A 23,547-nucleotide genomic window follows, 5' to 3' on the forward strand; every position below is an offset into this window, starting at 1 on the left:
GTGCGGGTCAAAGACCCAGCATGGATTTGACGACCGGCACGAGCCCCTCGCCGATCGCCCGCGTATTCCTGGCATCGAGATGCACGCCATCAAGCGGATCGGCCACGGCCACCGTCGAGGCGTCGAAAAAGCCGGTATCCCATTCTTCAGCCCGGCGGGCGTAATGGGCGGCAAACTGGCTGGATTGCTCCAGACCGTGCGCGAGACCACCGAAATGGCCAAGCATGTCGGAATTCTCGGTATCGCAGATCAGCGGCGGCGCGACGAGGACGATGCGTGGCGCGGTATCGCCCTTGCCGCCATAGTGGCCGCGGATGATCTGCACCAGCCGGCGCATGCCGAACGAGGCCTCCAGGGCCGAGCCGCAGACGGCGGGCTTGAGGTCATTGGTGCCCAGCATGATGATGACCATGTCGAGCGGCGAATGACTTTCCAGCAGCGTCGGCAGGATGCGGGCGCCATTGCGGTCGGCATTGGCATACCAGTCGTCCGACGCCGTGGTGCGGCCGCCCAGCCCCTCGGCAATCACCCGTGCCTTGCCGCCCAGGCCCTTTTCCAGCACGGTCGGCCAGCGGTTTTCATAGGCGTGCCGCGGCCCGTTGGGCTGCGGATTGGCCCCGAATGTCAGACTGTCGCCATAGGCGAGAATGGTCTTCATGCGCCCTGCCCCTTAGGCCAGCATCATTACCGGGTTTTCGATCAGGCCCTTGAACACGCCGAGCAGTTCGGCGCCCAATGCCCCGTCCACCGACCGGTGATCGCAGGAGAGGGTCACCGTCATGAAGTTGGCAATCTTGACCTGGCCGGCATCGGCATAGACACGCTCTTCGCCCACGCCGACGGCGAGGATGGTGCCATGCGGCGGGTTGATAACGGCGGCAAATTCCTTGATGCCGAACATGCCGAGGTTGGAGACCGAGGTCGCGCCACCCTGGTATTCATGCGGAGCCAGCTTCTTGTTGCGAGCGCGGGTCGCCAGATCCTTGACCTCTTCGGAGATTTCCCGAAGCGTCTTGGTATCGCAGCTCTTGACCACCGGGGTGAACAGCCCGCCGGGAACGGCGACCGCCACGGCAACGTCGCTGCGCTTGTGATAGAGGATGGAGTCACCTGCCCAGGTGGCATTGGCCATCGGCACGCGCTGCAAGGCCACGGCCCAAGCTTTCATGATGAAGTCATTGACCGAAAGCTTGTAGGCGGGCTTGCCCTCCTTGCTCTTGGGCGCCTGGGCATTGATCTGCTCGCGCGCCGCCAGCAGCGCATCGATCTTGCAGTCGAGCGTCAGGTAGAAATGCGGCACGGTCTGCTTGGATTCGGTCAGGCGCGCGGCCACGACCTTGCGCATGCCATCGTTCGGCACCAGCTCGTAGCTGCCTTCCGGATAGAGCGCGAGGACCTGCGCCTTGGTCATGCCGGCCGGCGCAGCGCCACCAGCGGATGGCGCCGATGCGGCAGCGGCACCCGCAGCCTTGAGCGGGGTCTTGCCGGACTTGGCGGCTTCGACGTCGGACTTGACGACGCGGCCTTTCGGACCGGAACCGGAAATCGCCGAAACTTCGATGCCGGCTTCCTTGGCCAGGCGCCGAGCGAGCGGCGAGGCAAACACCTTGCCACCCTCGGACTTGGCAGCAGTCGGCGCGGGAGCGGCCTTGGCCGCGGGCGCTGCCTGCGTCTCGGCATTGGCGCGGGTCACGGCACCGGCATCACCCTTGGGCGCCTCGGTAGCCGGCTTGGGTGCCTCGGCCTTTGGCGCGTCAGCGGCCGGAGCAGCCTTGGGGGCTTCCGCCTTGGGCGCCGCAGCTGCATCGGCGCTTTCGCCTTCCTGCAGCAGCACGGCGATGACGGCATTGACCTTCACGCCCTCGGTGCCCTCAGCGACCATGATCTTGCCGATCTTGCCCTCGTCCACGGCCTCGACTTCCATCGTGGCCTTGTCGGTTTCGATTTCGGCGATCACGTCACCGGAGGAGACAGAGTCGCCTTCCTTGACGTGCCACTTGGCGAGCTTGCCCTCTTCCATCGTCGGAGAGAGCGCCGGCATGGTGATATCAATTGGCATCCCGGTTCTCCTTACGAGCGGTAGGTCACGGCGTTGACCGCCGCGATCACTTCATCGACGTTCGGCAGCGCCAGCTTTTCAAGGTTGGCGGCATAGGGCATGGGCACATCCTTGCCGGTGACGCGCATGACTGGCGCATCGAGATAGTCGAAGGCCTGCTCCATGACGCGGGCAGAGAGTTCGGAGCCGATACCGCCCTGCGGCCAGCCCTCTTCCACCGTCACCAGGCGCCCGGTTTTCTTGACCGAGGCGATCACGGTGTCGCTGTCCATCGGACGCAGGGTGCGCAGGTCGATCAGTTCGACATCGACGCCGGCGGCAACCAGCTTCTCGGTCGCCTGGGTGGCGTAACGCATGCCCATGGAGAAGGAGACGATGGTGACATCGGCGCCCTTGCGGGCAATGCGGGCCTTGCCGATCGGCAGCACGAAGTCGTCGACCTTGGGCACGAGGCCGGTCGAGCCATAGAGGATTTCGTTTTCGAGGAAGACCACCGGGTTCGGCGAGCGAATGGCGGCCTTGAGCAGGCCCTTGGCGTCCGCTGCGCTATAGGGCGCGATGACGGTGAGGCCGGGCACGTGGCTGTACCATGCGGAATAATCCTGGCTGTGCTGCGCACCGACGCGGGCAGCCGCGCCATTGGGGCCGCGGAACACCATCGGCGCCTTGACCTGGCCGCCCGACATATAGAGCTGCTTGGCGGCGGAGTTGATGATCTGGTCGATCGCCTGCATGGCAAAGTTCCAGGTCATGAACTCAACGATCGGCTTGAGGCCGGCGAAAGCCGCGCCAACGGCCAGGCCGGCAAAGCCATGCTCGGTGATCGGCGTATCAATGATGCGCTGCGGGCCGAATTCCTGCAGCAGATTCTGGGTAATCTTGTAGGCGCCCTGGTACTCGGCCACTTCCTCGCCCATGACGAAGACATCCTTGTCGCGGCGCAGTTCCTCGGCCATGGCCTCGTTCAGCGCCTGGCGCACGGTCATCTCGACCATTTCGACGCCTTCGGGCAGGTCGGGATCGCTCTGGGCTTCGAACTTGGGTGCTGCAGGCACCGCAGCCTGCGACGGCGCGGCCTCGGCGGCCTTTTCGGCCGCGACGACCGGCGCTTCGGATGGCTCGGGGGCAGTCTTGGCAACCGGAGCGGCCTCAGCGGTCTCGCCTTCAGCCAGGACCAGGGCAATTGGCGTATTGACCAGGACGCCTTCGGTGCCCTCGGCGATCAGCAGTTCCTTGACCACGCCTTCATCGACCGACTCGACTTCCATCGTCGCCTTGTCGGTCTCGATCTCGGCCAGAACGTCACCGGACTTGACGGTATCGCCGACCTTCACCAGCCATTTGGACAGCTTGCCCTCTTCCATGGTGGGCGACAGCGCGGGCATCAGGATTTGGGGCATATCAGCTCTCCAGCAGAAGGGCGCCGGGCATGACAGCCACGCGGCGATTGTCGGTATTGAATGCGAATTCGGCAGGGATGACGCGCGGATCGTTGATCAGCCCCGGCTGGGCGGAAGCGCTATCCGGCGCCGGCGTCTGGTTGATTGTCCAACTGCTGAGGGCCAGCCCCAGCAGCAGGAAGACGATGAAGGCAATCACGGCGCGCTTGTAGATATTGAGCGGCTGCGCGGCGGCCGGGCCCGCCTTGGCTTCGAGCTGGCGGAATTTCCACCAGCCCAGCGGCATGAACGAGGCCAGCCGCTCGCTTGCCGGGGCCACCCGAACCATCGCGACGGCCTGCATGACCGCTATGGCGAGGGTGAGAACCGCAAAGAGCGTGATGACGCCGAGCAGAACGCTCATCTATCGCCTCAGGCGCTGATGGTGATGTCGGTCCAGAGCTCGGATGCATCCGGCTCGGGATCGTTGGTGGCAAAATCCGCGGCCGCCGTGACCACGGCGCGGATGTCATTCTCGATGGCCTTGAGCGATTCCTCGGTCTCGGCACCGGACTCCAGGAGGCGCGCCCTGACCTGCTCGATCGGGTCGCGTTCCTGGCGATACTTGGTCACTTCGTCCTTGGAGCGATATTTCGCCGGGTCGGACATGGAATGGCCGCGATAGCGGTAGGTCAGCATTTCGAGGATGAACGGGCCCTTGCCCGAGCGGGCATGCTCGATGGCGCGCTGGGCGGCATCATAGACCATGCGCACGTCCATGCCGTCGACCTGCTCGCCCGGAATGTCGAACGAGGCGCCACGCATGGAGAAATCGGTGGTGGCCGCTGCACGCTCGATCGAGGTGCCCATTGCATACTTGTTGTTTTCGATGATGAAGACGACCGGCAGGTTCCAGAGCTTGGCCATATTGAAGCTCTCATAGACCTGGCCCTGGTTGGCCGCGCCATCGCCGAAATAGGCCAGCGACACGGAGCCGTCGCCCTTGTACTTGGCCGCAAAGGCCAGACCAGTGCCGAGCGAGACCTGCGCACCGACAATGCCATTGCCGCCGTAGAATTTGTGCTCGTTGCTGAACATGTGCATCGAGCCGCCCTTGCCTTTCGACAGGCCACCCTGGCGACCGGTCAGCTCGGCCATGACGCCCTTGGGGTCCAGCCCCATGACCAGCATGTGGCCGTGGTCGCGATAGCCGGTGATCTGGGCGTCCTTGCCCTTCTCGCTGGCCATGGTGATGCCGGTGACCACGGCTTCCTGGCCGATATAGAGGTGGCAGAATCCACCGATCAGACCCATGCCATACATCTGGCCGGCCTTTTCCTCGAAACGCCGGATCAGCAGCATCTCGCGATACGCCTCGCGGTCCTGATCCGTAGTGAATTGAGGTACGTTGGATTGCGTCTTGGCCTTGGTGGCCACAGCCTTACGCGCCATAGAGAACGCTCCGCATCGAAATGGATTTGCCGCTTGGCCCGAGTTGGCCACACTTGCGCATCATAGTGCAAGCAATGCAGGGAAAGCAATGCTCCCGCGGTCCAGCAGATCGCAGTTAGAGTGTTGAATCTGCTTGGATAAGTTGCATTAACTCATCTGTGGCTAATTCTTCGAATTTACCGGAAAGCGGTTTACCCGACTCCGGATCGACCATGACGATGATGTCGTCTGCATGAGCCATGTTCAGGAGGGCCCTGGCCCGCTCCGTGACAATATCGGGATCAAGCCGTCGCGTATCCATCAGAGTGGCGCGGTGACGATAGGCGTCGATCTCGGCCTGGAGGGCCGATGACCGCGCCTTGAGCTGGTCGATATCGAGCAGGATCTGCGTGCGGTTCTCGATGCCGAACTGCCCGCCAATGGCGGAAAAGCCCAGATAGCCCTGAAAACCCAGTAATGCCACGGTCAGCGCCAGCGGGCGCCAGAATGGGGGACGTTTGAGGCGGGTGGGCATGGGCAAACCATCAGTGAACCGCCCGATTATTGCTCACAAGGGCTTAACGCCGGGTTTCGCAGCGCCTAGCTCAGGAGCGCAAATTGCCCATCGACGCCTGAAAATACCACACGCCGGCCCAGATCAGGGCGAGCAGCAGCAGCCAGCTGGCAAAGGCCAGAACCAGGATGACGGATAGTCTGTGTCGCTTCAGCCATTCAATTCCGGCCCTTGGGTAGCCGAAAGTCAGCAGGCGTTCGTATAGCAGGTCCAACCCGGCGCGCATCGTTTCGTCCGATCTCTTTCGCCACGGACAATAGGCGCACATTTCCAGCCCATTGGAAATGCAATTAAAGTGCGATTCAAACTTGTTTGAACTGGCGCAGGAGGCCGGGTTGCCCCGGGGTCGCGCCTTGGGTCCTAGTCGAGCGGGACGTAGTCGATTTCGAGGAAATCGGCCACTTCGGGCACCCAGCGATCGCGCACGAATGCCACGTGGTCGGGATGGTCATTGTATCCCGCATAAGCGGCCTTGTCGGCGAACTCCATGGAAAAGCCGAAGGCATAGCCGTTCTTGGGGCTGACCTGGCGCAGCTGCTCGAACTTTTCGACGCCCGGAATCTGTTCCAGCACCCTGGCATCGCGCAGAAAGGCGCCCTCCTCCGCCGAGGCGGCAGCATGTTTGAGCGTGAAGACGACGGTGTGGCGGATCATGCCTGTTCCTCGGAATTGTCTGGGCCAATGGCCGGTTGCAGTCGCGCTGTCGCTACTCTGCGGCGGCGCGGTCGCTCAGCGGCACGTCATGGAAGATCGCACTGACCGACTCGCCGCTGTTGATACGGCGCATCGCCTCGGCCAGGGCCGGCGCGACGGAGAGGACCGTCAGCTTGTCGACGACCCGGTCGGGCGCGATCGGCAGCGTATTGGTGCAGACGATCTCGCTCAGGTCCGGCTGCGCCGCCAGCCGCTGCAGCGCCGATCCGGCGAAGATGCCATGGGTGCAGGCAATGCGGATCGAGCGGGCGCCATTGGCCCGCAGATGCGCCATCAGCTCGATCATCGAGCCGCCGCTGGCGATCTCGTCATCCAGCACGATGACATCGCGGCCGCTCACCTCGCCAATAATGGCCGAGATGCGCACCTGAGTGTCGCTGATGCGCTCCTTGGCGCCGGCGGCCACCGGGGTGCCAAGGCGCTTGGCGAAGACGGCGGCGGATTTGGCATTGCCCAGATCGGGCGATACGACAACGGCATTGCTGAGATCGTAGCGCTGGAAATAGGCTGCCAGCTCGCTCAAGGCATGTAGGTGATCGACCGGCACGCTGAAAAAGCCATGCACCTGCGGTGAGTGCAGCGTCATGGTCAGGACACGGCTGACGCCGGCCGTTGCCAGCAGGTCGGCCACCAGCCGGCCGCCCAGCGAGATACGCGGCGCGTCCTTCTTGTCGGAACGGGCGTAGGAATAGTGCGGAATGACGGCGGTGATCCGGGCCGCCGAGGCGCCGCGCGCGGCATCGGCCATCAGTAGCAATTCCACCAGATGGTCCTGAACCGGGGCGCTGAGCGTCTGGATCAGGAACACATCCTGCTCGCGGCAATTGGCCTGCAACTGCACTTCGAGGCAGTCATTGGAAAACCGCTTCACCATTGTGGGATGCAGCGGCACCCCGAGCTGGGTGCAGATTTCCGCGGCCAGTTGAGGATGCGCGCTACCACCGAACACAGCGATCTGGTTCATCGGACATCCTCCAAGCGCGGGCGATGCCTGCCTCTAGCGCATGCGCGCTTTTGGGGCAAGCTGGGCCTTATGTTTCCAGCGCCTCCGTTGCGGCGATGGCAGCCATGTTCACGATCCCGCGGCTGGTTACCGACGGCGCAAGAATATGAGCCGGCGAGCGCGGGCCCATCAGGATGGGGCCGACCGACAGCGCATTGTTCATTTCCTTGAGCAGGGTCATGGACAGGTTGGCCGCGTCGAGATTGGGGAAGATCAGGAGGTTGGCTTCACCGCCGAGCACGCTGTCGGGAATGTAGCGCTCGCGCAGTTCCTGGCTCAGCGCCAGATCACCCTGCATCTCGCCTTCCACGATCATGGTCGGGGCCAGGGACTTCAGCTTCTGATAGGCCTCGCGCATCTTGAAGGCGCTCTCGCCATCGCGCGAACCAAAGTTGGAGTAGCTCAGCAGCGCCACCTTCGCTTCGATATTGAAGCGCTTGAGGTGGTCACGCGCCTGCAGGGCAATACCCACGATCTCGTCGGCGGTCGGATCCTGGTTCACATAGGTGTCGGCGAGGAAGAAGGCGCCGCGCGGCATGATCAGCATGGAGAGCGCCGAAACATCGGCAACGCCATCCTGAAGCCCGATGATGGAGCGGATGTCGCGCACATGCTTGATGAAGCGGCCCTGCAATCCGCAGATCAGAGAGTCAGCCTCGCCGCGCTTGACCGCGAGAGCCCCGATCACCGTGGTATTGGTGCGCACGACCTGACGCGCCGTATCCGGCGTCACGCCATCACGCCCGACCAGCGAGTGGAACAGCGTTACGTAATCGCGGTAGCGCGGATCGTCTTCAGGGTTGATGACCTCGAAGTCCGTGCCTGGGCGCAGGTTGAGGCCGAAGCGCTCGATGCGTGCCTCGATAACGGCCGGACGGCCGATCAGGATCGGGCGGGCAATGCGTTCTTCGAGCAGCACCTGGGTGGCGCGCAAGACGCGCTCATCCTCGCCATCGGCGAAGGCAATGCGCTTGTTCTGACCCTGCGCGCGGTCGATGATGGGCTTCATCACCAGGCCGGAGCGGAAGACGAAGCGGTTGAGCCCATCCATATAGGCGTCCCAATCGGCAATCGGCTTCTTTGCCACGCCCGATTCCATGGCCGCACGGGCCACGGCCGGCGCGATGCGCAGAATCAGCCGCTGGTCGAAGGGATTGGGAATGATGTGGTCGGGGCCGAACACGGCGGGCGCACCGGACGGCGACACTTCCAGCCCCGGCTCATGCGCCAGCTTGGCGATGGCCCGCACGGCGGCCAGCTTCATTTCCTCATTGATCGTGGTGGCGCTCACGTCAAGCGCGCCGCGGAAGATGAAGGGGAAGCAGAGGACGTTGTTGACCTGATTGGGGTAGTCCGAACGGCCCGTGCAAACCATGGCGTCAGGGCGGGTGGCCTTGGCCAGTTCAGGGCTGATTTCGGGGTTGGGATTGGCCAGCGCGAGGATCAGCGGGCGCGGGGCCATCTTGAGCAGCATTTCCGGCGTCAGCGCACCGGGGCCCGACAGGCCGACGAACACATCCGCGCCTTCGATCACTTCGGCCAAGGTCGTGGCTTCGCTGGTGCGGCGGAACTGGCCGCGCCACTTGTCATTCACATCATTGCGCTTGTGGGTGACCAGGCCATCCTTGTCGGCGACCCAGATATTCTCATGCTTGGCGCCTAGCGCGACCAGCACGTTGAGGCAGGCAATGGCCGCGGCCCCTGCCCCGGAGGCGCAGATCTTGACGTCCTCGATCTTCTTGCCCTTGAGCTCGAGACCATTGAGGACGGCGGCGCCGACGATGATTGCCGTGCCATGCTGATCATCATGGAACACCGGGATCGGCATGCGGGCCCGCAGCGCCTCCTCGATCTCGAAACAGTCCGGAGCGCGGATATCTTCGAGATTGATGCCGCCAAAGGTCGGCCAGAGCGGCGCCACGGCATCGATGAACTTGGTCGGGTCGATCTCGTCGATCTCAAGATCGAACACGTCGATACCGGCAAATTTCTTGAACAGGACGGCCTTGCCCTCCATCACCGGCTTGGAGGCCAGCGCGCCGATATTGCCAAGGCCCAGCACGGCCGTGCCATTGGAAATGACGGCAACGAGGTTTTGCCGGGAGGTGTAGCGCGCCACCGCATCCGGATTTTCCGCGATTTCCTCGCAAGGCGCGGCGACACCCGGCGAATAGGCCAGGGCCAGGTCGCGCTGATTGCCCAGCGGCTTGGTCGCCTGTATCTCCAGCTTGCCTGGCTTGGGAAACTCGTGGAAATGCAGGGCCGCTTCGCGCAGGGCTTTCCGCTGTTCGTTGACGTCGGTCGTCACGCAATCCTCCTCGCCCGCGTCCAGTTGGCGACGGGCATAGCTTCAGGCAGCGTTGGTGCCATCAAATGCCGGCAATGGAAAGTGGGTAAGTCCGGTGCGGGATGAAACTAAAGTCGCAAAGGCTCAGGCGGCACTGGCGACGATGTTCTCGATCCGGCTGCGCGGTTCCTTGGTGACATGGAGGGCCGTCGCCAATTCGCGGAAGGCACCGATCTTGAGCGCAGGCGCAAAGATGAAGCCCTGGGCCTGCACTACGCCGCGAGCCCGCAGATAGAGCGCCTGCTCCTCTGTCTCGACACCCTCGGCGACAATCTCGCAATCGAGATCCTTGGCCATGGCAATCAGCCCATCGAGCACCGGAACCTGGGTCGTGCCCGGCTTGACCATATCGACGAAGATGCGGTCGATCTTGATGATGTCGACGCCCAGCGTGCCGAGATAAGCCAGATTGGAGTGACCGGTGCCCGCATCGTCCAGCGCAAGCCGCGCCCCAAGGGCGTGCAGGCCAGCGATCACGCTGTTTGCTATGGCGGAGTTGGCCAGCGGGTGTCGCTCGGTGAGCTCGAATACCAGCTGGCGGAAACTGATCGGCGAATTGCCAAAAATGGCCTGCACATCCTCGACGATGCTGTCGTCGCGGAAATGCCCCTCGAACAGATTGATGGAAATCTTGAGGTCCGGCATCATCTGGCAGAGATCGCCGAGGTCGAACTTGACCTGCTGCATCAGCGACAGCGTCATCGGCATGGCAAGACCGGTAACCTCGGCATAGTCGATGAAGGCGCCTGGCGGCACGACCTGGCCGTTCTTCTTCTCCCAGCGGCACAGCACTTCGCAGCCCATCAGCTCGCCGGTGCGCAGATTGATGACTGGCTGGTAGTAAGGCTTGATCTCCCCACGGGCGATGGCCCGCTCGAGATCGAAGGCCGGCACGCGCGAGCGCCGCACATAGTTCAGCGACAGGATCAGGAAACCGGCGCTCAGAATGCAGGCCATGATGGTCAGGCCGACATCGAGATCGGTATATCCGGCGCGTGCCATGGCAAAGGGAATGGCATATTCCACCTTCAGCGGCATTTCGCCCGCAAAGCTTTGCGCAGAGATGAAATCCGCGTTGGAATCCCGTCGGTCAAAATCAGTCGAACTGCCCACGCTCAAGATCGGCGTGCCATTGGTCAGCGAGATGCGCATCATCGCAGCACTCGTCAGCCCCTGCGCCAGACCCGCCTGTGTTTGCCCAACCAGCGGCACGAAGGCCGAGACGCGCCTGCTCTCCCCGAACGCCTGGGTGATCTTGAGCGCTGGCATGTCCATTCCGCCAAGCTTTACGACGGTGATGGATTCGGTATGCGCGGGGATGGGCAGGCTCTCGGACAGCGGCGAATAGGCGACTGTGCGCCCCACGGCATCGCAATACTGCACGCCATCGGTATTCTCGACGAGCACCTGCTTCATGTTGAGGCTGGATTCGATCTCGCGCTGCACATTGGCGACGAAAGTCGGCGTGCACAGTGACGGGCTTTCGGCGAGAATTCGGCGAAGCGCCGAGATCGCGTCGTTCACACCGATTTCAATTTGTGAGGTAACCGTCGTAACATATTGTTGCGTCGTTATCTTTTCTCTCGTGCGGACATAGCCGTCCAGCAGATAATCCACCGCAACAATGGGAACGAACGCCAGCAGCGCACCCATTAGCGTGAGGATATGAGAGTATCTCGACTTCAAGATCGAATCCGAATGAGCCGTTCAATTACCTCATCGGTAGCAAGCAGCCTTTAACGGATCATTAACGCTGATTAACCGAACGAAAACACCAAATAGAAAAAGGCGACCTCCAGTGTTGGAGGCCGCCTCGTAATAAACGTTCGTCGATATATTACAACGGGGCGTTGAGCCGGATGCTCAGCTCACGCAATTGCTTGGGCGAGGCCGGGCTAGGGGCGCCCATCAGCAGGTCTTCGGCCTGCTGATTCATCGGGAACGCGGTGATCTCGCGCAGGTTCTGCACGCCGCAAAGCAGCATGACGATGCGGTCCACGCCAAAGGCTGCACCACCATGCGGCGGGGCACCATACTGGAAGGCGCGGTAGAGGCCACCGAACTGTTCCTCGACCTCGTCGCGGCTCTTGCCGGTCAGCTCGAACGCCTTGACCATGGTCTCGGGCAACTGGTTACGGATCGATCCCGAGGCGATTTCGTAGCCATTGCAGACCGCATCATACTGATAGGCCTTGATGGTCAGCGGATCCTGGCTGTTGAGCGCGTCGATCCCGCCCTGCGGCATGGAAAAGGGATTGTGCGCGAAGTCCACGCGCTTCTCTTCTTCACTCCACTCGTAGAAGGGGAAGTCGACAATCCAGCACAAGGCGAACTGCTCGGTATCGATCACGTCGAGATCGGTGCCAACCTTGGTGCGGGCTTCGCCGGCAAACTTGTAGAACTTCTCCGGACGGCCGCAGACAAAGAACACGGCGTCGCCGTCTTCGAGACCAAGTTGAGCCTTGAGTGCAGCAGTCCGCTCTTCGCCGATATTCTTGGCAATGGGGCCACTGCCCTGCCCATCCTTGAAGAAGATGTAGCCCAGGCCCGGCTGACCCTCGCCCTGCGCCCAGGCATTCATGCGATCGCAGAAGGCCCGGCCGATCGGCTCGGCGCCGGCCTTGTTCTTCGCCGGAATTGCCCAGACCTCGACCTTGGCGTCAGCCTCGATCTGGTTGGCGAAGACCTTGAAGCCTGAACCGGCAAAGTGCTCGGTCACGCCCTCGATCTCGATCGGGTTGCGCAGGTCGGGCTTGTCCGAACCGTATTTCCGGATCGCTGTGTCATAGGGAATGCGCGGCCAGTCCTTGGTCACGCGCTTGCCCTCGGCAAACTGCTCGAAAATCGAGGTGATCACCGGCGTCATGGTGTTCCAGACGTCTTCCTGGGTGACAAAGCTCATCTCCAGGTCGAGCTGGTAGAATTCGCCCGGCAGGCGGTCAGCGCGCGGGTCCTCGTCACGGAAGCATGGCGCAATCTGGAAATACCGGTCAAAGCCCGCCACCATCAGCAGCTGCTTGTATTGCTGGGGTGCCTGCGGCAGCGCGAAGAACTTGCCGGGATGGATGCGGCTGGGGACCAGGAAATCTCGTGCGCCTTCCGGCGACGACGCGGTCAGGATAGGCGTCGAGTATTCGGCAAACCCCTGCTCGGTCATGCCCTGACGCATCGCCGCGATCACCTTGGTGCGCTTGACGATATTGGCATGCAGCTTCTCGCGGCGCAGATCGAGGAAGCGATAGCGCAGGCGCACATCCTCGGGATATTCCTGGTCGCCAAACACCGGCAGCGGCAGCTCCTTGGCAGCCGACAGCACTTCCAGCTCCTGGATGAACACTTCCACCGTACCGGTAGGCAGGTTCGGGTTCACCGCAGCGGCATCGCGCAGCTTCACTTCGCCATCGATGCGGATCACCCATTCCGATCGCACCTTTTCGGCCGCGGCAAAAGCCGGCGAATCAGGGTCGATGACGGCCTGGGTCAGCCCGTAGTGATCGCGCAAATCCATGAACAGCAGGCCGCCATGGTCGCGGATGCGATGCACCCAGCCGCTGAGGCGCACGGTCTGGCCGGCATCCTTGGCGGTGAGGGCCCCGCAGGTATGCGAGCGGTAGGGGTGTGAGGTCATGGTCGGAACTCTGAAAAAAGGCCGGAATCTTGGCGGGAAAAGCGCATGGGCGTCCCGGCTTGTCAAGTTGAACGGGCGGACCGGGCGTGATCAGCGCGGCGACGATGATAACCCGAGGGCAATACTCGACAAATGCGGTCTGGAGTGCACCTGCCTCACCTGCTAGGAAGAATATTGACGAATTTGAGACGGAAGCCGGTATGGACCTGATTGTTTCCACAGATGTGCTCGCCGCATTCTGCGAGCGCGCTGCGAAGTTCGATTTTGTGACGGTGGATACCGAGTTTCTGCGCGAAACGACTTATTGGCCCAAGCTGTGCCTGATCCAGGCGGCGACCAATGACGAGGCGGTGCTGATCGATCCGCTGGCGCCAGATCTCGACCTGACGCCCTTTTTCGCGCTGCTCGCCAATCCGAACATCACCAAGGTGTTCCATGCCGCGCGGCAGGATATCGAAATCTTCGTCAAGCTGACGGGCAAGGTGCCGGTCAATATCTTCGATACCCAGATCGCGGCCAGCGTCTGCGGCTTCGGCGACAGCGTTTCCTACGACAATCTCGTGCGCTCCATCACGCAGGTGGAACTGGACAAGTCCAGCCGCTTCACGGACTGGGCCGCGCGCCCACTCTCCGAGAAACAGCGTCTCTATGCCGTGGCGGACGTGACCCATCTGCGCGACATCTACCGCGAATTGCGCAAGCAGGTGGATGCAACCAAGCGCTGGGACTGGGTCGAGGACGAGCTGGGCGTGCTGCGCAGCATCGACACCTACGTCGTCCAGCCCGAACAGGCCTGGGAACGCCTGAAGATGAAAATCAACCGCCCGCGCGATCTGGCGGCGTTGAAGAAACTGGCCGCCTGGCGCGAAAAGCGTGCGCAGGATGGCGACCAGCCACGCAGCCGCGTGCTCAAGGACGACGTGCTGTTCGAGCTGGCCATGCAGCGTCCGCTGTCGCCCGACGCCTTCGAAAAGCTCCGGGCCGTTCCGCGCGGCTTCGGCCGCAGTTCGGCCGCGGCCGAGATCATGGTGCTGCTCAAGGAAGTCGAGGCCCTGGGCAAGGCCGACCTGCCCGACATGCCCGAGCGCTATCGCGGCCCCTCGCCCAAGGGTGCTGTTGGCGATCTGGTGCGCGTGCTGCTCAAATCGGTGGCCGAACAGCATGGGGTAGCCGCCAGGATTATCGCCACCTCTGACGATATCGACGCGCTGGTGCTGGACGACGATGCGGATGTCCCGGCGCTCAAGGGCTGGCGGCGCAAGCTGTTCGGCGACAAGGCGCTGGACATCAAGCACGGCCGCATCGGGCTCGTCGCCACACGCAAGGGCGTGGTGGAAATCGCGGTCAAGGACACGGTGCCGGCCGAGTAGCGCGCTGCTCAGCCGATGCGCACGTCTGACGTCTTGAACCCGGCCACCCCGGCAAACTGGTCGAGCCGGCCCTGCAGGTGCTCGCCGTCGAGAAAGGCCAGGTCGGCAGGCAGCACCAGCGATAGGCTGTTGCCGGCGATCTCGAAACGGATTCGCGGCAGGATGCCGGGCATGGCGGCCGTCATCGGATAGGCGACGCGGAACAGCGCCCCGATCAGCCGGGCGCGGGCCGTCACTTCGGCCGAGCCGAGGCTGGCCAGCTTGGCCGCCGTCTTGCTCTTGAGACCATCATAGCGCACCGCAATCACCTGGGCGAGGAAGGCCCGTCCGGGGTGATCGACGCCGCTCAGCGATCCGTAGGCCACAGAATCGACGCTTTGCGGACCGCGATAGTCCGGATGCGCGCGCCAGCCGATATCGGCCAGCAGGCAGGACACGGTCCGCAACCGGGCCTGCTCCGCGGTTTCGACCATGCCCGCGGCTGCAAGAAACTGTCCGGTAAACTCGACAAGATCGCTGGCATGCGAGGGCGAGCGCGACCGCAGCACCGAAAGCTCCTCGGCACCCTGGATCAGCGGATCAATCGCCTGCTCGCGCGGGTCGAGCATGCCGTAGAGATAGCCTTCACGGACGCCGAGCGCCGAGAACACCACATCGGCAAACCGGCCGGCCTTGAGCACTTCGGCCAGCACGGCCGCGCCGAACGGCACCAGCTCGCGCCGCGACGAACTCACATGCTCGGCACCTTCATAGGATTTCAGCGAGCTGGCCCCGACAATTGCCGCACAGAACTGGATCATCTCCTCGGCGGGAACGACATAGTGCTGCACCATGCGGAGCGGGTAGCCGCGCACGATCTGATGCAGCTTGGCCAGCGAGCGCCAGGTGCCGCCGATCGCCGCAAAGGACTTGCCGGCTTCGGCCCTTGACAGGGAGGACTGGCTCAGGCGTTCGCGAATGATCTCGGCAGCTGCGGCCGGCGCGCCATTGCTGTCATCCTGCAGCCGGATCACGCCGATCTCGAAGGATTCCCCGTCGGTGTCACTGCCATTGCTGATGCTTGAGAGTTCGAGACTCCCCCCGCCCAGATCGCCCACCACCCCGGAGAACCCGGGAATACCGGCGACGGCGCCGAGCGCCGCATAATGCGCCTCTTGCTCGCCGCTGAGCACCTGCACCTTGGTTTCCATCAGCGCCTCGACGGCATCGACGAATTCCTTTCGGTTCGCAGCGTCGCGCACGGCAGAGGTGGCCAGGACATAGACCTTGCCCACCCGCATCATCCGCGCCACCAGGGCAAAGCGCTTGATGGCGTTGAGCGCCTGGGCGACATTGGCGTCGGCAAGGCGCCCGGTCTGCCCCACGCCGCGGCCAAGGGCGCAGGCCGACTTTTCGTTGTAGAGCGGCGTCAGCGCGCGCGCATGGCGCTCGTAGACCACCAGACGCACGGAGTTGGAGCCGATATCGAGTACGGCAACGGGCTTGGCGCCCTTGATACGGCCTTGCGCCGTCGGATCGGCATCAACGCCCCAGAACTGGTTCAAACCTAGCCCTCGTCACCTTCGACCCCGCCAGCGCTGCCCCGACCGGACAGCGAGGGATTGGTCATGAAGTAGTCATGCGCATTGAAGGGCTCGTCGCCCTCGGCCACACGCATCCGATGCGAGCTGCCATCGGGCAGCACTTCCCAGCTCTGCTGGTTGTCGCGCAGATAGGCAACCAGAATCCGGTCGAGGATCTGCTTATGCACGGTCCTGTTGAGGATCGGCACCATCACTTCGACGCGCCCATCGAGGTTGCGGCCCATCAGGTCGGCCGAGGAAATATAGACCTTGGCGCGCGGGTTGGGCATGGCTTCGCCATTGCCGAAACAGTAGATGCGGCTGTGTTCCAGGAACCGGCCGACTATCGACTTTACCCGGATATTGTCCGAGAAGCCTGGGATGCCTGGCCGCAGGCAGCAGATGCCGCGCACGATCAGGTCAACCTTCACCCCGGCCTGGCTTGCATCGTAAAGCGCGTCGATGATCTGCGGATCGACCAGCGAGTTCATCTTCAACAGGATGCTGGCCGGCTGCCCATTGCGGGCAAACTCGATCTCGCGGGCAATGTCATTCAGCAGTGTCTGCCGCAGGTTGACCGGCGACACGGCGATGGTTTCCAGCTCGGTCGGCCGCGCATAGCCGGTGATGAAGTTGAAGACCCGCGCTACGTCCCGGGTGATTGCCGGATCGATGGTGAAGTAGCTGAGGTCGGTATAAATCTTGGCCGTGATCGGATGGTAGTTGCCGGTGCCGATATGGCAGTAGCTGACCAGCTTGCCCTTTTCGCGCCGCACCACCTGGCTGAGCTTGGCATGCGTCTTGAGCTCGATGAAGCCGAACACGACCTGCGCCCCTGCCCGCTCCAGGTCGCGCGCCCAGCGGATATTGGCCTCCTCATCGAAGCGCGCCTTGAGTTCGACAAGGCAGGTCACCGACTTGCCCGCCTCTGCGGCCAAGACCAGCGCCTTGATGATGGGGCTGTTGGCAGACGTGCGATAGAGCGTCTGCTTGATGGCGACCACTTCAGGGTCGCGCGCCGCCTGCATGAGGAACTGCGCCACCACGTCGAAGCTCTCGAACGGATGATGCACCAGGATGTCCTTGGCACCGATCGCCGCAAAGCTGTCGCCGTTATAGTCGCGGATGCGCTCGGGAAAGCGCGCATGATAGGGCGTGAACTTGAGGTCCGGCCGGTCGACGTCGCAGACCTTGCTGGCATCGGCGAGGCCGAGAAAGCCCTGCACTTCGAAGACTTCGCCTTCCTTGACGCCCAGCTGCTCGCTGATCTGTCGCTTGAGCGCGCGCGGCATCGAGCTTTCGATTTCCAGCCGGATCACCTGCCCGCGCCGGCGCTGGCGCAAGGCCGTCTCGAATTCGACCACCAGATCGGCCGCCTCGTCGTCGATTTCGATTTCGCTGTCGCGAATGACCCGGAAGGCGCCGGACCCCACCACTTCATGGCCGGGAAACATCTTGTGGAAGAACAGCTTGACCAGCGTGTCGATGGTGACGACCTCGCTGCGCCCTTCCGAAACCAGACCGCTCGGCAGGTTGATGAAGCGGTCCAGATTGCCGGGAATGCGGACCAGGGCCGTCAGCGGCAGGTCGTTATCCGGGCGCTTGAGCTCGAAGGCAAGTGCCAGACCCAGATTGGGGATGAAGGGAAAGGGATGCGCCGGATCGACAGCGATCGGCGTCAACACCGGGAAGATTTCCTCGCGGAACAGCTTCTGCAGATAGTTGACCTGATCGGTCGTCAGGTCATCCGCCTCATGGATCACCACGTTCTGCGCGAACAGTTCCTCACGCAGGCTTTGCCAGTGGTCCTGCTGCTCGAGCTGCAGGTGCTGGGCCAGCGTGGCGATTTCTTCCATCTGCTCGGCCGGGGTCAGCCCGTCGGCGCTCTGTTTGGTGAGCCCGGCGCGCATCTGGCCTTTGAGGCCGGCCACGCGGACCATGTAGAACTCGTCGAGATTGTTGGCCGAAATGGACACAAAGCGCAGCCGCTCCAGCAGCGGGTGATTGGTGTTGCCCGCTTCTTCGAGCACCCGCATGTTGAACTGCAGCCAGCTGACCTCGCGATTGACGAAACGCGCCGGGCTCTTGCGTAGCGCCTCGGTATCGGGAACCGGCACATCGGCTTCGGCGAAATCGCTCAGGTCATTCATCGTCTTGGGTATCCCAGTCCTGTTCGTGGCTCGCCTGGCCAAGCGCAGCCCGGCGGCGGTCGAGGGCATCGGCGGCGATGCTGCGGGTAATGGCCGTACCCTTGGCGAGGGCCAGCCGGTCCATGAGGTCAGCAAGAATCACCACTTCCTCGGTGGAGCGCTCCATGCGCGCCACCAGGTAAGCGATGGTTTTTGGATCGACCATGATCTGGCGATCCCCGAAGAGTTTCACGAACATCTGTGACAATTGAATGTCGTCCGTCAGTTCCAGCGTGAAGGCAGTGGCCCTGCGGGCCCTTGAGCGGACATCATCCGTCGTCAGCGGCCAGTTCGCAATGTCTTCCCGCGCCGTCAGCAGCATCGGCCGAAGCTCGCGCATGGATTGGTTGAGCAGGTGAAACAGACCTGACTCATCATAGCCGAGCCGGTCGACATCCTCGACGATCAGGGGGTCGGTGCCTCCCTCTGTTGCCAGCTTTTCCAGATCAGCGATGGCGACAAAACGCGCGCCCGAGCGATCTGCAAAAATGCGCGCCAGATGCGACTTGCCCGACTTGGCGGGGCCAATCAGCAGGGTTATCGGGTCGGGCCAGTGGGGAAAGGCCATGACGCGGCCGTGCGCCAGGCTATTGCCTTCCCCGACCAGGAAATCTGCTTCCCCGTGTGCCGGCGTGTGGCCAAGCTCCAGCGTCAGCTGGCCCTTGGGCTCGTCGCTGTCAGGGATTGCCGGCAGGGCCATGGGGGCCACCATTCTGCCCTAGATAAAGGGTGCTCGATTTGTACTTGGCGACGCCATAGCGCACCAGGACCGAGGCGATGGCCGCCATGGGTACGGCGAGCAGCAGGCCCACAAAGCCGAACACGGCGCCCAGGGCCAGCAAGGCAAACATCATCCAGACGGGGTTGATGTTGATCGAGGAGCCCACGAGCTTGGGATAGAGAATATTGCCCTCGATGAATTGCCAGAACAGGAAAATGCCCGCCACGGCGCCGACCATCCATGGATCCGCCGAAAACTGCACGATGGCAATGCCAACCGACAGGCCGAAGCCGAAGATGAAGCCAACGAAGGGCACAAAGCTGAGCAGGCCGGCAATAAGGCCCACGACCAGCCCGAAATTCAGCCCGATAAGGCTGAGGGCCGTGGCATAGAAGGCCGCATCAATCAGCAGCACGCCGCCCTGCCCGCGGATCACGCCGGCCATGGCCTTGTCGATGTCGCTCAGGATGGTGTTGATTTCGCCCTTGTGATCCTTGGGCAGCAGGGTCTCGATGCCATGCACCATGCCCTCCCAATCGAGCAGCAGGTAGAATGACACCACGGGCGTCAGCACGGTGAAGCCGATTACCGCCGCGCCCGTCAGGCCGATATTGACCAACTCTCCCGGCAGCGTGGTGATGAAGCCGAGCAATTGCCGCGTCAGGTCATTGATACCAGTCTGCAACTGGGCAGCCCGCTCGGGGCCGAGCCACTCGTTGATCTCCGGCGACCAGCGGGCAAAGAGCTCCTGGAGGTCTGCCACGTATCGGGGCGCCCGCTGCAACAGCTCGATGATCTGCTGGCCGATCAGCGGCAGGAACATCAGGAACAGGCTGAGCACGATGGTGATGACGCAGAGCAGCACCACCGTGGTCGCCCAGGCCCGGTTGAAACGCCACTTCTGCAACTGGTTGACGAGCGGATTGAGCAGATAGGCCAGCGCCGCACCCACGACGAACGGCAACAGGATGCCCCGGAATATCCAGAGCAGCATGATGAGGACGACCAGGAACGTGACCCAGATCAGCACTTGATTTCGCAGTGTCATGGTGCCCGGCGGCCCTTGCGTCGGTGTGGTGGAGAAGCTATCAGGCCGTCTAACTTCCGGCTCCGGCGTTGGCAACCGCCTTGCTCTTCCGGTAACGGCTTTACGCACGCTTTCCCCACACGGTACTGAGGCCAATGTCCGATCCGCAAAACCTGACATCAAACGGTCTGTCATACAAGCAGGCCGGCGTCGATATCGATGCCGGCAATGCACTGGTAGAAGCCATCAAGCCGGCAGTTCGTTCCACGCGCCGTCCGGGCGCGGATGGCGAAATTGGCGGTTTCGGCGGACTGTTCGATCTCAAGGCCGCCGGCTTCACCGATCCGGTGCTGGTTGCGGCCAATGACGGCGTCGGCACCAAGCTCAAGATTGCCATCGACACGGGCAATCATTCCACCATCGGGCAGGACCTGGTGGCCATGTGCGTCAACGACATCATCGTTCAGGGCGCCGAGCCACTGTTCTTTCTCGACTACTTCGCCACCGGCAAGCTCGACGTGGAACAGGGCACTGCGATCGTTTCGGGCATTGCCGAGGGCTGTCGGATTGCCGGCTGCGCGCTGATCGGCGGCGAGACCGCCGAAATGCCGGGGATGTATCACGGCAAGGATTACGACCTGGCCGGCTTTGCTGTAGGCGCTGCCGAGCGTGGCACTCTCCTGCCCCGCCCCGATATTGCCGCGGGCGATACGCTGGTCGCGATTGCCTCGTCGGGTGTCCATTCCAACGGCTATTCGCTGGTTCGCAAGATCGTCGAACTGTCCGGCGTGGACTGGTACATGGACGCGCCGTTCGCGCCCGGCCAGTCGCTGTCCGAAGCGCTGCTGACGCCAACCCGCATCTATGTGAAGCCCCTGCTCGCCGCCCTCAAGGCCGGCATCGGAATCAAGGCACTGGCCCATATCACCGGCGGCGGCTTCATCGACAATATTCCTCGCGTGCTGCCCGACCATCTGGCGGCCCATGTCGACCTCAATGCCATCACGGTCCCCAAGGTCTTCGGCTGGCTCAGCCATGTCGGCGGCATGGATGAGCGCGAAATGCTGCGCACCTTCAATTGCGGCGTTGGCATGCTGGTCGCCGTCGCACCTGAGGATGCCCAGAAGCTTGTCGACCATCTCAACGCATCGGGCGAGATCGCTTCGGTCGTTGGCCAGCTGACAGCCCGCACGGGCGAGCCCGTGACGTTTGATGGCAAGCTGGCGCTCTAGATGCCCGGCTCGGGCCGCCTGATCATCATCTGCGGCCTGCCAGGCGCCGGCAAGACAACGCTGGCAAAGCGGCTGGCCGAGCATCTGGATGCCAGCATCTACTCGCCCGACGACTGGATGGATGCCCTCGGCATCGACCTCTGGGACACGGCCATGCGCAAGGGCATTGAGGACTTGCAGTGGCGACAGGCGCAGGACCTGCTCCGTCTGGGCGGCACGGCCATCATTGAGTGGGGCACCTGGGGTCGTTCCGAGCGCGACATGCTCCGCGAAGGCGCGCGCGCTCTTGGTGCCAAGGTCGAGCTGCACTTCGTCGACGCACCACTCGAAACCCTGTTTCAGCGCACCAGTGCCCGGGGCCGCGAGAACCCGCCTCTCACCCTGGAAGACCTCCGCGCCTATTCAGCCGCGATCCAGCGACCGGATGAGGCGGAGTTCGCCCTCTACGATCCAGCCTCGGAGCCCCTCCCATGACCCGCAAGCGCGTCGGCATCCTCATCTCGGGCCGCGGCTCGAACATGTCGACTTTGATCGAGGCGGCCAGGTCTCCCGACTACCCGGCCGAGATCGTCGGCGTGCTCTCCAACCGTGCCGCCGCCCCGGGGCTAGCCACCGCTGCGGCGGAAGGCATCGCCACCGCCTCGCTGGCTCAGAGCAAATTCCCCACCCGCGACATGTTCGAGGATGTCATGACCCAGACGCTGGAAAGCTGGGATGTGGACATCGTCTGCCTCGCCGGGTTCATGCGAATCCTGGGCGACGATTTCGTCCATCACTGGGCCGGGCGGATGATCAACATCCACCCCTCCCTGTTGCCGCTCTACAAAGGACTGCATACCCACGAACGGGCGCTTGCCGATGGCGCCCGCGTCCATGGCTGCACGGTCCACTTCGTCACACCCGGCCTCGATGAGGGCGCAGCGATCCTGCAGGCGGAAGTGCCTGTCCTGCCGGGCGACACTGCTGACAGTCTGGCCGCACGCGTTCTGATCGAGGAGCACCGCATCTATCCCGAGGCCCTGCGCCTGCTGGCCTCCGGCAAGATTGCTGCGCCTTAATCGTCATCACCAGATTTGATCGAACCCATCGTCAAAATCGGTTCGACCTTTGTTCTCGTCAGGCGTAGTTTCCCGGCTCACTCCTGGGAGGCCACCATGGCGCAACGCGACTGGTTCTGGATCATATTGCTCGGCGCCATCTGGGGCTGCTCCTTTATCTTCAACGCCGTGCTGATCCGCGAGATCGGTCCACTCTGGGTCACCTCGTTCCGCGTCGGCATCGGTGCGCTTGGCTGCTGGGGCGTGATGGTAGCGCTGCGCAAGCCCATCCCGCGTTCTCCGATGCTCTGGCTCAAGCTCGGCGCGCTGGGCATCCTGGCCTACGCCATTCCCTTTGCCCTGTTCCCGCTGGCTCAGGCCAACCTGGCCAGCGGCGTCGCGGCCATCATCAATGCACTGACCCCGATCATGACAGTGATCGTCAGCCATTTCTGGATTGGCGGCGAGAAGGCCTCGCGCATCAAGAGTGCCGGTGTGGCCGTTGGCTTCGCCGGCGTTGCCATCCTTGCTTCCCCGGCTTTGCTCTCGGGCGGCCAATCGCAACTCTGGGCCGTCGCCACCTGTCTGCTGGCCACGCTCTGCTATGCGCTGTCGCTCAATATCACTCGCAGCTTCAAGGCTGTGGAGCCGACCGCCCTGGCCGCCATTGCGCTGACCGGCGCTGCGATTGTCGCCATTCCAATCGCGTTCATGGTTGAAGGCTCGCCGGTCATGCTGCGTACCGAGACCTGGCTGGCCGCCGCCGCCATCGGCCTGATCTCGACCGCGTTCACCTTCCAGATCATGTACCGCATCCTGCCGCGCGTCGGCGCCACCAACTTCGCAACGACGACCTTCATCGCCCCGATTTCGGCCGTCATCCTTGGCGTAACCCTGCTGCGGGAGACCGTATTGCCGATCCAGCTCCTGGGCATGCTGGTGATCTTTGCAGGCCTGTTGCTGATCGATGGCCGCATCGGCAAGTTTTGGCATCGCGCGACGGCCTGAGGCGGAACAGACCGCTCACCGGGACGTTTCTGTCAGCACAGGAGCGTCAATCATGAACCAGCCCAGACCCGATATCGATCCGCGCCCGATCCCGGAAATCGTGCCGCAGCCCGAGCCGCCCCCGCCGCAGCCGGTCGAGCCCTATCCAGTTCCGCCCCAGGAGCTGCCGGATACGCCCCAGCCAGTGGAAGACCCTACTCCCGGCCAGCCCATGCCCGAGCCGGGCCCGGGGACGGATCAGCCGCCTACGCGCGCCTGATCCTGCT

At 63.1% G+C, this 23,547-nt stretch carries 22 protein-coding genes; 6 read left to right on the forward strand and 16 right to left on the reverse strand.

What is annotated here, in order from left to right; genetic code table 11:
- Positions 1-7: 7 nt before the first annotated feature.
- From ACLI1C_RS09865 to aspS, 12 genes are all read right to left on the reverse strand, one after another.
- Positions 8-658 carry an SGNH/GDSL hydrolase family protein gene (locus tag ACLI1C_RS09865; protein WP_411396686.1) on the reverse strand — a complete coding sequence of 217 codons (651 nt, stop codon included), beginning with the start codon at positions 656-658 and terminating at the stop codon, positions 8-10.
- A gap of 12 nt (positions 659-670) precedes the next feature.
- Positions 671-2,059, reverse strand: coding sequence for a pyruvate dehydrogenase complex dihydrolipoamide acetyltransferase (locus ACLI1C_RS09870; RefSeq protein WP_411396687.1), 1,389 nt, complete (start codon positions 2,057-2,059; stop codon positions 671-673).
- Between the two features lie 11 nt (positions 2,060-2,070).
- Positions 2,071-3,459, reverse strand: a complete 1,389-nt coding sequence (locus ACLI1C_RS09875; RefSeq protein WP_411396688.1) for a pyruvate dehydrogenase complex E1 component subunit beta — start codon at positions 3,457-3,459, stop codon at positions 2,071-2,073.
- Between the two features lies 1 nt (position 3,460).
- Entirely contained in the window at positions 3,461-3,862 is a 402-nt protein-coding gene (locus ACLI1C_RS09880) for a hypothetical protein (RefSeq protein ID WP_411396689.1), read from the reverse strand.
- An 8-nt stretch (positions 3,863-3,870) separates the two neighbouring features.
- Entirely contained in the window at positions 3,871-4,890 is a 1,020-nt protein-coding gene (pdhA, locus tag ACLI1C_RS09885; protein WP_411396690.1) for a pyruvate dehydrogenase (acetyl-transferring) E1 component subunit alpha, read from the reverse strand.
- Positions 4,891-5,005: 115 nt separating this feature from the next.
- Positions 5,006-5,404 carry an FtsB family cell division protein gene (locus ACLI1C_RS09890; protein ID WP_411396691.1) on the reverse strand — a complete coding sequence of 133 codons (399 nt, stop codon included), beginning with the start codon at positions 5,402-5,404 and terminating at the stop codon, positions 5,006-5,008.
- Positions 5,405-5,474: 70 nt separating this feature from the next.
- On the reverse strand, positions 5,475-5,669 hold the full coding sequence (locus ACLI1C_RS09895; RefSeq protein WP_411396692.1) for a hypothetical protein: 195 nt from the start codon (positions 5,667-5,669) through the stop codon (positions 5,475-5,477).
- A 134-nt stretch (positions 5,670-5,803) separates the two neighbouring features.
- On the reverse strand, positions 5,804-6,097 hold the full coding sequence (locus tag ACLI1C_RS09900) for a Dabb family protein (protein ID WP_411396693.1): 294 nt from the start codon (positions 6,095-6,097) through the stop codon (positions 5,804-5,806).
- A 52-nt stretch (positions 6,098-6,149) separates the two neighbouring features.
- Positions 6,150-7,121: a ribose-phosphate diphosphokinase gene (locus ACLI1C_RS09905; RefSeq protein WP_411396694.1), complete on the reverse strand. Its 972-nt coding sequence runs from the start codon at positions 7,119-7,121 to the stop codon at positions 6,150-6,152.
- A 67-nt stretch (positions 7,122-7,188) separates the two neighbouring features.
- Positions 7,189-9,468, reverse strand: coding sequence for an NADP-dependent malic enzyme (locus tag ACLI1C_RS09910; protein WP_411396695.1), 2,280 nt, complete (start codon positions 9,466-9,468; stop codon positions 7,189-7,191).
- A 123-nt stretch (positions 9,469-9,591) separates the two neighbouring features.
- Entirely contained in the window at positions 9,592-11,031 is a 1,440-nt protein-coding gene (locus ACLI1C_RS09915; RefSeq protein WP_411396696.1) for an EAL domain-containing protein, read from the reverse strand.
- Positions 11,032-11,344: 313 nt separating this feature from the next.
- On the reverse strand, positions 11,345-13,135 hold the full coding sequence (gene aspS, locus ACLI1C_RS09920) for an aspartate--tRNA ligase (RefSeq protein WP_411396697.1): 1,791 nt from the start codon (positions 13,133-13,135) through the stop codon (positions 11,345-11,347).
- A 200-nt stretch (positions 13,136-13,335) separates the two neighbouring features.
- On the opposite strand from aspS, the gene rnd reads away from it, so the two are divergent.
- Positions 13,336-14,505 carry a ribonuclease D gene (gene rnd, locus ACLI1C_RS09925; RefSeq protein ID WP_411396698.1) on the forward strand — a complete coding sequence of 390 codons (1,170 nt, stop codon included), beginning with the start codon at positions 13,336-13,338 and terminating at the stop codon, positions 14,503-14,505.
- 8 nt (positions 14,506-14,513) lie between these two features.
- Here rnd and ACLI1C_RS09930 read toward each other — a convergent pair whose 3' ends face one another.
- The 4 genes from ACLI1C_RS09930 to ACLI1C_RS09945 are packed head-to-tail and all read right to left on the reverse strand — an operon-like array spanning position 14,514 to position 20,025.
- Positions 14,514-16,049, reverse strand: a complete 1,536-nt coding sequence (locus ACLI1C_RS09930; RefSeq protein WP_411396699.1) for an exopolyphosphatase — start codon at positions 16,047-16,049, stop codon at positions 14,514-14,516.
- A gap of 2 nt (positions 16,050-16,051) precedes the next feature.
- On the reverse strand, positions 16,052-18,217 hold the full coding sequence (locus tag ACLI1C_RS09935) for an RNA degradosome polyphosphate kinase (RefSeq protein WP_411396700.1): 2,166 nt from the start codon (positions 18,215-18,217) through the stop codon (positions 16,052-16,054).
- Positions 18,210-18,956 carry a hypothetical protein gene (locus tag ACLI1C_RS09940; RefSeq protein ID WP_411396701.1) on the reverse strand — a complete coding sequence of 249 codons (747 nt, stop codon included), beginning with the start codon at positions 18,954-18,956 and terminating at the stop codon, positions 18,210-18,212. The genes ACLI1C_RS09935 and ACLI1C_RS09940 overlap by 8 nt, the downstream gene beginning before the upstream one ends.
- Positions 18,934-20,025 carry an AI-2E family transporter gene (locus ACLI1C_RS09945; protein WP_411396702.1) on the reverse strand — a complete coding sequence of 364 codons (1,092 nt, stop codon included), beginning with the start codon at positions 20,023-20,025 and terminating at the stop codon, positions 18,934-18,936. Before ACLI1C_RS09945 ends, ACLI1C_RS09940 begins: the two co-directional genes overlap by 23 nt.
- 134 nt (positions 20,026-20,159) lie before the next feature.
- On the opposite strand from ACLI1C_RS09945, the gene purM reads away from it, so the two are divergent.
- From purM to ACLI1C_RS09970, 5 genes are all read left to right on the forward strand, one after another.
- Positions 20,160-21,236, forward strand: a complete 1,077-nt coding sequence (gene purM / locus ACLI1C_RS09950; RefSeq protein WP_411396703.1) for a phosphoribosylformylglycinamidine cyclo-ligase — start codon at positions 20,160-20,162, stop codon at positions 21,234-21,236.
- Positions 21,237-21,710, forward strand: coding sequence for an AAA family ATPase (locus ACLI1C_RS09955; protein ID WP_411396704.1), 474 nt, complete (start codon positions 21,237-21,239; stop codon positions 21,708-21,710).
- Positions 21,707-22,294 (forward strand): phosphoribosylglycinamide formyltransferase, encoded by a 588-nt coding sequence (gene purN, locus ACLI1C_RS09960; protein ID WP_411396705.1) that lies wholly within the window; start codon positions 21,707-21,709, stop codon positions 22,292-22,294. Before ACLI1C_RS09955 ends, purN begins: the two co-directional genes overlap by 4 nt.
- 96 nt (positions 22,295-22,390) lie before the next feature.
- A complete protein-coding gene (locus tag ACLI1C_RS09965) occupies positions 22,391-23,281 on the forward strand; it encodes a DMT family transporter (RefSeq protein ID WP_411396706.1) in 891 nt (296 codons plus the stop codon).
- 52 nt (positions 23,282-23,333) lie between these two features.
- Complete coding sequence (locus tag ACLI1C_RS09970) at positions 23,334-23,540, forward strand: hypothetical protein (protein WP_411396707.1); 207 nt, start codon at positions 23,334-23,336, stop codon at positions 23,538-23,540.
- Positions 23,541-23,547: the final 7 nt, after the last annotated feature.

The organism is Devosia sp. XGJD_8, from assembly GCF_046614475.1.
Taxonomy (GTDB): Bacteria; Pseudomonadota; Alphaproteobacteria; order Rhizobiales; family Devosiaceae; genus Devosia.

What these genes read in the sequence shown, in the direction of transcription:
- ACLI1C_RS09970 (WP_411396707.1), top strand. Translation starts at nt 23,334, where the DNA reads ATGAACCAGCCCAGACCCGATATCGATCCGCGCCCGATCCCGGAAATC.
- ACLI1C_RS09890 (WP_411396691.1), bottom strand. Translation starts at nt 5,404, where the DNA reads ATGCCCACCCGCCTCAAACGTCCCCCATTCTGGCGCCCGCTGGCGCTG.
- ACLI1C_RS09965 (WP_411396706.1), top strand. Translation starts at nt 22,391, where the DNA reads ATGGCGCAACGCGACTGGTTCTGGATCATATTGCTCGGCGCCATCTGG.
- aspS (WP_411396697.1), bottom strand. Translation starts at nt 13,135, where the DNA reads ATGACCTCACACCCCTACCGCTCGCATACCTGCGGGGCCCTCACCGCC.
- ACLI1C_RS09900 (WP_411396693.1), bottom strand. Translation starts at nt 6,097, where the DNA reads ATGATCCGCCACACCGTCGTCTTCACGCTCAAACATGCTGCCGCCTCG.
- ACLI1C_RS09945 (WP_411396702.1), bottom strand. Translation starts at nt 20,025, where the DNA reads ATGACACTGCGAAATCAAGTGCTGATCTGGGTCACGTTCCTGGTCGTC.
- ACLI1C_RS09865 (WP_411396686.1), bottom strand. Translation starts at nt 658, where the DNA reads ATGAAGACCATTCTCGCCTATGGCGACAGTCTGACATTCGGGGCCAAT.
- purM (WP_411396703.1), top strand. Translation starts at nt 20,160, where the DNA reads ATGTCCGATCCGCAAAACCTGACATCAAACGGTCTGTCATACAAGCAG.
- ACLI1C_RS09935 (WP_411396700.1), bottom strand. Translation starts at nt 18,217, where the DNA reads ATGAATGACCTGAGCGATTTCGCCGAAGCCGATGTGCCGGTTCCCGAT.
- ACLI1C_RS09875 (WP_411396688.1), bottom strand. Translation starts at nt 3,459, where the DNA reads ATGCCCCAAATCCTGATGCCCGCGCTGTCGCCCACCATGGAAGAGGGC.
- ACLI1C_RS09880 (WP_411396689.1), bottom strand. Translation starts at nt 3,862, where the DNA reads ATGAGCGTTCTGCTCGGCGTCATCACGCTCTTTGCGGTTCTCACCCTC.
- ACLI1C_RS09955 (WP_411396704.1), top strand. Translation starts at nt 21,237, where the DNA reads ATGCCCGGCTCGGGCCGCCTGATCATCATCTGCGGCCTGCCAGGCGCC.
- ACLI1C_RS09895 (WP_411396692.1), bottom strand. Translation starts at nt 5,669, where the DNA reads ATGCGCGCCGGGTTGGACCTGCTATACGAACGCCTGCTGACTTTCGGC.
- pdhA (WP_411396690.1), bottom strand. Translation starts at nt 4,890, where the DNA reads ATGGCGCGTAAGGCTGTGGCCACCAAGGCCAAGACGCAATCCAACGTA.
- purN (WP_411396705.1), top strand. Translation starts at nt 21,707, where the DNA reads ATGACCCGCAAGCGCGTCGGCATCCTCATCTCGGGCCGCGGCTCGAAC.
- rnd (WP_411396698.1), top strand. Translation starts at nt 13,336, where the DNA reads ATGGACCTGATTGTTTCCACAGATGTGCTCGCCGCATTCTGCGAGCGC.
- ACLI1C_RS09940 (WP_411396701.1), bottom strand. Translation starts at nt 18,956, where the DNA reads ATGGCCCTGCCGGCAATCCCTGACAGCGACGAGCCCAAGGGCCAGCTG.
- ACLI1C_RS09870 (WP_411396687.1), bottom strand. Translation starts at nt 2,059, where the DNA reads ATGCCAATTGATATCACCATGCCGGCGCTCTCTCCGACGATGGAAGAG.
- ACLI1C_RS09905 (WP_411396694.1), bottom strand. Translation starts at nt 7,121, where the DNA reads ATGAACCAGATCGCTGTGTTCGGTGGTAGCGCGCATCCTCAACTGGCC.